Raw genomic sequence first — 9,213 nt, 5'->3', positions numbered from 1 at the left:
TTTTTTATATTCGACTGGTGGGCGTGGGGCCACTCTTTTGTTCGGTTTGTTGGTGCTTGTCGACACCCTGGACCCTAAACGCACCACCAACGAAGTGCACAACACATCAGCGGAGCATGAGGGCCGCCAGGGCGAGCATCATGGTTGACGACGCCAGGGCCGTGGTCAGTCGGCCGCGTGGGCCGGACAGCAGCCGGCCGAGCAGGGTGCCGCCGAGGGCCAGCGCGAGCTGCCACGACGCGGAGGCCAGGAACGCCGCTGCCCCGAATACCGCGGCGACCACGATCCGGCCGGCCGCTCCGGCGTCGGGCGCGGTGCCGGTCACCATGCCGCCGGTCACGACCACCGCGAAGAACAGCACGGTGCCGGGGTTGATCGCGGTGATCGCGACGAACCGCACGAAGGTGCGCGCGGCGGTGAGGGACTCGGCCCGCGCCGCGCCGTCCGACGCCGTCCGCTCCCGCCACGCGGCGAGCGCGCCACGGGCGGCCAGCGCCACGAGCACGACGGCGGACGCGATCCGCAAGGGTCCCTCGACCGGCTGCACCAGCCCGGAGACGAGCGTGCCGAACAGGCCGGTGACCAGGGCGTAGCCGCCGTCGACCGCCGCGATCCCGAGCGCGCCGGCCGCGCCGACCCGCCACGGGTGCCGGGCGGCGAGCCCCACGAGGTAGGACGCGACGGGCCCCACGGGGAGGGCGACGGCGTACCCGGCCACGATCCCGGCGACCAGGACGGGCCACAGCGTCGTCACCGACGCCGCGGCGCTCATCGCTGTGCCCGGTGGCACCTCCCCGCGCCGCGCGCCTGCTGGCCGGCGACGGAACGTCGCCGGGACAGGAACGCAGGAGCATGGATGGTCGTCATGGCCGAAACCGTAGGTGGGGACAGCTCCTTGTGACAAGTGTCACGGGACCTTCACCCCCGTGTTTCCGGTCTCTTGCCCCCGGCCTTTAGGCTAGGGCGGACCGATGCCGCAGGACCCGGGGAGATCACGAGATGCCATTGTTCGAGGTCGATACCCAGCGGCCCCTCCTCGTGACGTCCGCCAAGGGCGCCGGCGGGTCGGAACCCGGCCTGAAGACGACGGCCAACCAGGTGGTCGACTCCCACATCGACGGTCTCCTCGGCGAAGAGGTGTTCCCCATCGCGCAGGGCTCCGGCCCGGACGAGCCGCACCTGCTCGCGCTCGACGCGTCCGGTTCGCCCGTCGTCGTCGAGCTCGTGGCGGACCTCGACCGGGAGAACCTCGCCAAGGCGCTCGACCACGCCGGCGCGGCCGGCCGGCTGACGCGCGCGGACCTCGCGGCGCGCTACAGCGGCGGGGCCAGCTCCTTCCAGCACGATGTCGCCGCGTTCTACGACAGCGTGCCCATCACGCGCACGCAGGCGGGCAAGAACGGCGGCCCGGGCGCGCGGCTCATCATCATCTGCCAGAACGCGCCCGACGAGATCCTCAACGCCGTCGACTTCCTGCGCCAGCCCTCGATGCCCGTCGAGGTGCTGAAGATGGGCGTCGTGAACTCGAACGACGGCCGCAAGTTCCTTGACGTCTCGCCGCTCGTGGTGCACCTGCCGCCCGGGCTGCCCGTGGGGAAGTCGGCGCCGATCGGCGGCTCGATCACCGGCTCCATCATGGGCTCGAACGACGGTTCGGTCAGCACCTCGATGGACACCGGCGTCACCGGTGGCGTGGCGGGTGGCTCGACGCCGCCCAAGGACGCCTTCGAGGAGGGCGTCAAGGTCGGCTACGCCCTCACCGGCAAGATGCCGGTCATCGCGCAGGCGCCGCAGTCCCGCTCCGACAAGACGCCGCAGGCGCTGCAGTCCCGCTCCGAGCGCGCGGCGCGGCAGGACGCGGCCCGGCAGGATGAGGCGCGGCAGGACGCGGCGCGGCAGAGCGCTGCGCAGCAGAGTGCGACTCAGCAGAGTGCGGCGCAGCAGGGCGCCCAGCCGAACCGGGCCGGCAGCTCGTCCGCGCCGGTCGCCGACAACCCACCGTCCGGCCCGACCAACGCCGCCACCGGCCTGCGGTCGAGCCTCCGCACGGGTGGCTCGCGCGGCAGCACGCCCGAGCGCGCGGCAGGCACCCGGGCTGCCCGCCGGGCCCAGGCCGCTGCGGCCTCGTCCGACGCCGCCCCGGCGACCCCGCCGCCCGCACCCCCGGCCCCGCCCGCCCCCAGCAGCGGCAGCACCCCGAGCGCGCCGGTCTCCCCGGTGCGCCCCGGCGCCGACTCCCGTCCGACGCCGACCACCCCGCCGCGCCTGGCCGCGAGCCGGTCGTCGCTCGGCAGCGTGGCCGCCCCGGCGCCCGCCGCCGCGCCCGCCGCGGCCCCGGCCGAGCCGACGCCCTCGGTGCGGCGCCGCTCGCGCACCGACCGGTTCGCGGCGTCCAGCCGGCCCGACGAGCCGACGTCGGACTACCTGCCGTCGAACCCGGCGCCCTCCGACGAGCCGGCGTACCCGCCCGCGCCGCAGTCGCAGGCGGAGGAGAACCTGTGGCAGCCGGCCGCGTACGAGGACCGGTCCGCCTACGCCGGGCCGCCCGCCGACGAGCCCGACGACTTCGACGTCACCCGGCCGCGCTACGCGCCGGAGCCTGCCTACAGCGCGGAGTCGAGCTTCGCACCCGCGGCGTCGACGTACGGCTACGCGCCAGACGCGCCCGTCGGGTACGCCGACCAGGGCGGCTACGGCTACGGCGAGCAGTCCGGGTACGAGTCGTCCTACGCCGACGCCCCGGCCCCGGTCGCCACGGAGCCGGGCCCGTGGGAGTCCGGCGGCTACCTGGCCGGCCCGGACGATGGCTACGGCCAGACGGCGTTCGCCGCCGACCCCTACCCGTCCAGCGCCCCCGAGGCGCCGGCCCGTCCCGTGCCGCCGGGCGAGAGCATCCGGGCCAGCACCCCGATGCTCTTCGAGGAGGAGGACGACCCGGACCTCGAGGCGCTCGCCCGCAGCATCGGCACGCCCACGCGCATCGTGTGGTCGCGGCCGCGCCGCAACCAGCACTTCGAGGCGATGCTCCTGCCGGACGGCGCCATCCAGCTCGCCAACGGCGCGCGCTACCGGCACCCGGACTCGGCCGCCACGGCGGCGTCGGGCTCCTACACGGCTGACGGCTGGAGCGTGTGGCGCATCGGCGACACGGGCCCCACGCTGGTCGAGGAGTTCTCCCGCCGCTTCGCCTGAGCGACAACCGCTGGTCGAGCGACAACCGCTGGTCGAGCGACAACCGCTGGTCGAGCTTGTCGAGACCCGGTTTCGACAGGCTCAACCAGCGGGTCGGGTTTCGACAGGCTCAACCAGCGAGTGGCTCAGGGGCGGACGACCAGCTTGCCGAACTGGTTGCCCTCGTTCAGGAGGGCCAGGCCGTCGGCGGCCTTCGCGAGCGGCAGCTCGGCGTCGATCACCGGGCGAACGCCGGTGCGAGCGCAGAACCGGGCGAGCGCCCCGAGGTCGTCCCGTGAGCCCATGGTGACGCCCTGCACCCGGATCTCCTGGAAGAAGATGCGGGTCAGCTCGGCCGGGGAGGCGTCGCCCGACGTCGCGCCGCAGACCAGGACCGTGCCGCCCGGGCGTACCGAGCGGATCGAGTGACCCCAGGTCGCCTGGCCCACCGACTCCAGCACCGCGTCGACGCGCGCGGGCAGGCGGGCGCCCGCCTCGACGGCGCCCGCCGCGCCCAGCGCGACGGCGCGCTCGCGCTTCTCGGCGGAGCGCGACGTCACCCAGACCTCCAGGCCCGCCGCCGCGCCCAGCGTGACCGCCGCCGTCGCGAGCCCGCCGCCGGCGCCCTGCACCAGCACGCGGTCGCCCGGGGCGAGCCCGCCCGCCGTGAACAGCATGCTGTAGGCGGTGAGCCACGCCGTCGGCAGGCACGCGGCCTCCGCGAACGAGAGCTCGGCGGGCTTGGGCACGAGGTTCGCCGTCGGCACGGACACCCGCTCGGCGAGGGTCCCGGGGTAGCGCTCCGAGAGCAGCGACCGCGGCTCCTTCGGCCCGACGCCGTGACCGTCGGCCCCGATGACGCCGTGCACTATCACCTCGGTGCCGTCCGGGGCCACGCCCGCGGCGTCGGTGCCGAGGATCATCGGGAGCTGCTGCTCCTTGAGCCCCACGCCGCGCAGCGAGAACAGGTCGTGATGGTTCAGGCTCGCGGCCCGGACGTCCACGGTGGTCCAGTGCTCCCTGGCCTCCGGTTCCGGTCGGTTGCCGACCATCAGGCCGTCGAGCGGGCTGTCGGGCGAGAAGCTGGTCACGTAGGCGGCGAGCATGGAGTTCAACCTACCTGCGTCGTGACGCCGGGCCAGCCGGCGGGGACCGTGCCCAACCGCACTCGCTGGGGATGGTCGCCGACCGGCACCGACGCGATCTTCTGCCCCGTCGCGAAGTCGATGGACGTCACCTGGTCGGCCCCGGACTCCGACACGACGCACGCGGCGCCGTCGCCCGTCACGGTGGACCAGTACGGCTTGTCGACGTCGATCAGCGGCCCCTCGGCGAGCGTGGCCCGGTCCACGACGACGGCGTAGTCGTCCATGGTCCCGGCGACGCACAGGTGCCCCCCGGTGGGCTCCATGGTCAGGCCGTGGTGGCGCGAGTCGTTGACCATGTCGGTGCGCCGGCCGTCGAAGACCCGCGGCAGGGTCTTGACACGCGTGATCCGGTCGCTCGCGACGTCGTACTCCAGGAACCCGCCGAAGAACGATACCTGGAAGTACAGCTTCGACTCGTCCGGGCTGAACGCGGCGGGGCGGACGGCGTCGGACAGGTGGTCCAGCCCGGCGTCGTCGAGCCGGTCGCGCATGTCGATCTCGCGCACCACCTCGAACGTCTCGGCGTCGGCCACCGTGATGACGCGGTCGCCCTTGAGGAAGTCGAGCGCGGGGTCGTCGAGGTCGTTGTTGACCTCGCCGATCGACATGTTCCAGATGAGCCCGTCGGACGTGTAGACGTTCTCGTGGGGCTTGTCGCCCGTCGGGAACGAGCCGGCCTCGGCGCCGGTCTCGATGTCCAGCACGTGCACGCGGTTGCCCGTCGACGCCGAGACGGCGACCTGCGTCCCGTCGGGCGACACGGCCATGTGGTCGGCCCGGAGCCCGCTCACGGGGAACCGCCACTCCACCTCGCCGGTGGCGAGGCTGATGGAGACGACGTCGGCGAAGCTGGGGCGGGACACCACCAGGGAGGTGCCGTCGGGCGTGGTGTACATGTCGTCGGCGAACTGGTCGTGGCCCTCGCCCACGGTCTCCCGGATGACCAGGAAGGCCGCCAGCCGGATCGGGTCGCGGTAGATCTCGCGCATCCGCTCCGCGCGGTCGGGGATCACGTCGACCTGGCCGACCGGGGTGAGGTCGGCGCCCGAGGACAGCACGGAGGCGGTGCCGTCCCAGTTGTTGGCGACGAACAGCACCTCCTGGGCGGGTGGGTCGGCGTGCGCCGGGGCGGACGCGCCGACCGCGCCCGACGTCACCAGGCCCAGCGTGGCAAGGATGGAGAGTGCACGGCGCTGTGTCACTGAACGCTCCCTTCGTCGAGCTGATCAGCGTCGACCAGCCCGAGGAAGGTTACTGGAGCCAGGTTCAGTAACGGAAGATCACCCGGTGGGTTGCTCGGTCCCGATGTTGAACATCCAGGAGATGCCGAACTTGTCGGTGAGCGCCCCGTAGTAGTCGCCCCACGGTGCGAGCTCGAGCGGCTGGCCAGGCGTCGCGCCGTCGGACAGCTTCTCGAAGGCGCCCTTGATGTACTCGTGGTCGTCCGGGCCGCCCGACAGAGAGACGGTGACGCCGCTGGAGGGGGCCACGTACTCCATGAACGACGGACTGTCCGACGCCATGATCGTGAGGCCGCCCGGGGTGTCGAGCTGCCCGTGCATGACGAGGTCCTTGTCCTCGTCGGGAGTGGGCATCCCCTCCATCGGGGTCCCACCGAACGTGCTGACGTCGAGCTCTCCGCCGAGCACTGACTGGTAGAAGGCCAAGGCATCCTTGGCCTCGGACTTGAAGCTGAGGTACGGATTGAGCTTTGCCATACAGCCACGCTAAGCCCGGGATCCCCGGCCCGCAGGATGGTTACCCGAGGAACTCGCTCACCATCGGGCCGATCTGGTCGGCCTCCACCAGGAACCCGTCGTGGCCCACGTCGCTCGTCACGATCCGCAGCGGCTCCGCCCTCGGGATCCACAGCGCGAGCCGCGCGGACTGCGTGGGCGGGAACAGCCGGTCGCTGTCCACCGCCACCACCAGCGCCCGGGCGGTGATCTGGGTGAGCGCCGCCTCGACGCCGCCGCGGTCGCGGCCCAGGTCGTGCGACAGCATCGACTCGGTGAGCACGAGGTAGGAGTTGGCGTCGAACCGGCGCGCCAGCTTGTCGCCGTGGTGGTCCAGGTAGGACTGCACGGCGAACCGGCCGCCCGCGAACGGGTCCTCGCCGCCCTGCGGCAGCCGCCCGAACCGCTGGTCCAGCTCGTAGCCCGTGCGGTACGTCGTGTGCGCGATCTGCCGGGCGATGCCCAGGCCGGTGTGCGGGCCGTCGTCGGCGGGGGCGTCGTAGTAGTCGCCGTCGCGGAACCGGGGGTCCACGCGGATGGCGGCGAGCTGCGGGTGTGCCCACGCGATCTGGTCCCCGCCGGTCTGGGCGGTCGTCGCGATGGCCGCTACGTTGCGCACCTCAACGCCGGCCTCGGGCCCCAGCAGCGCCCACTCCAGCACGCGGAGCCCGCCCATCGACGCGCCGATCACGAGCTCCCACGACGAGATCCCGAGCTCGCGGGACAGCGCGACCTCCACGGCCACCTGGTCGCGCGTGGTGATGTACGGGAACCGGCCGCCCCACGGGCGGCCGTCCTGCGCCGTCGACGACGGCCCAGTGGTGCCCTGACACCCGCCGAGCGCGTTGGGCGCCACCACGAAGTACCGGTCGGTGTCGATGGGCTTGCCCGGCCCCACCATCTGCGCCCACCAGCCGTCGGTCACGTGCCCGGGCCCGGCCTCGCCCGTCACGTGCGAGTCGCCGGTCAGCGCGTGCAGCACCAGCACGGCGTTGGAGCCGGTCTCGTCGAGGGTTCCCCAGGTCTCGTAGGCGACGCGGACGGCGGGCAGGCGCCCGCCCGCCTCCAGGTCGAAGGAGCCCATGTCGGCGAACTGCCGACGGCCGGGGTCGTCGCCGTCCCGCCACGCGCCGCTCGCGGGCACCGGCGGCTTGCTGCGGGAGCGCGAGGTCTGGACGGGGTCGGCGGGGCTCGGCGGGGCGCCTTCCCGGCCGAGTGCGCCGTTCTGCGCCGGGAACGGCACGCGTGCCGAGCGGGCCTGTTGGTCCGGGACGTCGTGCGCGGCCCTCGGGGTGGTGATGGCCATGGGTCCTCCTGCGGCTCGGGGTGGGGTGGCGGGGCTTCTGGCGGAACTGGCCGAGACGCGCCCCAAGGGCCTGCGCATCAGGAGGTGGGTCCGCGGCGGTCGGGCGCACGCGGAGTGTCGGCCGAGGGGCCGAGGGCAGGCGAACGTGCGCTGTTCAGCGGCCGCACATTCGACAAGTCATGAAGAGACCGTAGACGGCCGCGGACGGGGCCGACAGGCATGTCTTATATTCCGAGATTCAAAAATGAGACGGCAGGCCTCGGCGCGGGCAGATCCACTCTTGGCGGACCGTTTGCTCTCCGGTAGCGCGAACCAGCACCGTGGGCCACATTGGACCGGTGACACGGGAGTGATTCACAAGGTCTGCGCAAGGCGACACGCCGGGAGCGCGCCGATCGGGAGGGGGATCATGGGTCAGGTTCGACACGGCCACGGCCACGGCCATGGCAAAGTGCTGGCCCTCCGTGCGCTCGCGGCGGCGGTGCTCGCGCTCGGGCTGGTGATCCCCTGGGGCCCGGTCGCCGAGGCGGACCAGCCCGCCGACCCGCCGTCCGCCCAGGAGGCGCCGTCCGCCCAGGAGGCTCAGGCGGCCAAGGACGCGGTGGCCGCCGGGACCCTCGACGTCCGGCAGGCGGAGGCTGCGCTCGTGGCGCTCCGCACGGAGCTCGAGGCGGCCCAGGTCCGCGTGCAGGCGTCGGCGGCCGACTACGCCGACGCGCAGCAGGCGGTCGAGGACGCCCGGCAGGAGGTGGCCGAGGCCCGGGCCGCCGCCGAGAAGGCGCACCACGGCGAGGTGGCGGCACGGGCGAGCCTGGCCGAGGTGTACCGGGCGTCGGCGCGCGACGCCGACCTGGGGCCGCTCGGCGTCGCCCTCGAGGCGGACTCGGTGCCCGACCTGGTAGGACGCAGCGCCGCGGAGCGCGCCGTGCAGCGCAAGCTGGGAGGCGCCCTCGCCGACTACCAGGAGGCGCGCGCCTCCTCCGAGTCCGCCGACGCGCGGTGGACCGCCGCGAAGAAGCAGCTCGACGCGGCCGCCGTGCGGGCCCGGACGGCGTTCGACGACGCCCAGGCCGCGGCCGCCGATCTCCAGGCACGGACCCGGGCCGCCGAGGTCGAGCGCACGGCCCTCGTCCAGCGGCTCGCGGAGCTGCGGCAGACCAGCGTGCAGATCGAGCGGGAGCGGGAGGCGGCGCGTGCCGCGGCCGCGGAGGAGGCCCGCGAGGCCGCGGCGAAGGCGGAGCTCGAACGGCAGCAGCAGGCCAGGGCCGCGGCTGCGGCCGAGGCGGCGGAGGCCGCCTCCGTCGAGGCACATCAGCCCGACGCCCCGGCGGACGAGCCCGAGTCCTCGGGCGGGCAGCCCGCACCCGCTCCGGAGCCCGCGCCCGTCGTCCCGCCGACCTCCGGGGTGGCGAGCGGGTCGGAAGGCCAGGGATTCGGCGCGGTCGCCTGGGCGCGGACCAGGCTCGGGGCGCCCTACCTGCTCGGCGCGGCAGGGCCGGCCTCCTACGACTGCTCGGGCCTGACGATGATGGCGTGGGCGAGCCAGGGCGTGAACATCACCCGGAGCTCGCGGTCGCAGTACCTCACCGTCGGCAAGGTGGACTACGGGTCGCTGCGTCCCGGAGACCTGATCTTCTACGGCTCTGACCCGAGCGACCCGGCGTCGATCTACCACGTGGCCCTGTACACGGGCGGCGGCATGATGATCGAGGCGACGTTGCCCGGTAACCCGGTATCGGAGGACCCGCTGCGCCTCACGGACGCGATGCCCTACGCGGGCCGCCCCTAGCAGTGCGTTTCGCGAAGTAGAGCGCCTGTCCGAGTCTCCTCGGTGAAGCCGGGAGACTCGGAC

7 protein-coding genes are annotated in these 9,213 nt (G+C 73.6%); 2 read left to right on the top strand and 5 right to left on the bottom strand.

Annotated elements, in window-relative coordinates:
* Nucleotides 1–106 precede the first annotated feature (106 nt).
* Nucleotides 107–790, bottom strand: coding sequence for a LysE family transporter (locus ACFT2C_RS28550; protein ID WP_377210488.1), 684 nt, complete (start codon nucleotides 788–790; stop codon nucleotides 107–109).
* Nucleotides 791–999: 209 nt separating this feature from the next.
* Here ACFT2C_RS28550 and ACFT2C_RS28545 point away from each other — a divergent pair, with 209 nt between their 5' ends.
* Nucleotides 1,000–3,192 (top strand): hypothetical protein, encoded by a 2,193-nt coding sequence (locus ACFT2C_RS28545; RefSeq protein WP_377210487.1) that lies wholly within the window; start codon nucleotides 1,000–1,002, stop codon nucleotides 3,190–3,192.
* 125 nt (nucleotides 3,193–3,317) lie between these two features.
* On the opposite strand, the gene ACFT2C_RS28540 is transcribed toward ACFT2C_RS28545, so the two are convergent.
* The 4 genes from ACFT2C_RS28540 to ACFT2C_RS28525 all read right to left on the bottom strand — a co-directional run bounded on the left by ACFT2C_RS28540 (nucleotide 3,318) and on the right by ACFT2C_RS28525 (nucleotide 7,361).
* Complete coding sequence (locus ACFT2C_RS28540; RefSeq protein ID WP_377210486.1) at nucleotides 3,318–4,277, bottom strand: zinc-binding dehydrogenase; 960 nt, start codon at nucleotides 4,275–4,277, stop codon at nucleotides 3,318–3,320.
* A gap of 5 nt (nucleotides 4,278–4,282) precedes the next feature.
* Entirely contained in the window at nucleotides 4,283–5,521 is a 1,239-nt protein-coding gene (locus ACFT2C_RS28535) for a YncE family protein (RefSeq protein ID WP_377210485.1), read from the bottom strand.
* A gap of 78 nt (nucleotides 5,522–5,599) precedes the next feature.
* On the bottom strand, nucleotides 5,600–6,037 hold the full coding sequence (locus ACFT2C_RS28530; protein ID WP_377210484.1) for a VOC family protein: 438 nt from the start codon (nucleotides 6,035–6,037) through the stop codon (nucleotides 5,600–5,602).
* Nucleotides 6,038–6,077: 40 nt separating this feature from the next.
* Nucleotides 6,078–7,361 carry a homoserine O-acetyltransferase gene (locus ACFT2C_RS28525; RefSeq protein WP_377210483.1) on the bottom strand — a complete coding sequence of 428 codons (1,284 nt, stop codon included), beginning with the start codon at nucleotides 7,359–7,361 and terminating at the stop codon, nucleotides 6,078–6,080.
* 409 nt (nucleotides 7,362–7,770) lie between these two features.
* Between ACFT2C_RS28525 and ACFT2C_RS28520 the strand changes: the two genes are divergently transcribed.
* Entirely contained in the window at nucleotides 7,771–9,150 is a 1,380-nt protein-coding gene (locus tag ACFT2C_RS28520; RefSeq protein ID WP_377210482.1) for a C40 family peptidase, read from the top strand.
* Nucleotides 9,151–9,213: the final 63 nt, after the last annotated feature.

The organism is Promicromonospora sp. NPDC057138 (assembly GCF_042670845.1).
Lineage (GTDB): Bacteria > Actinomycetota > Actinomycetes > Actinomycetales > Cellulomonadaceae > Promicromonospora.
The sequence above is the reverse complement of the archived record's forward strand: the minus strand, read 5'-3'. Positions and strand labels throughout refer to the sequence as shown.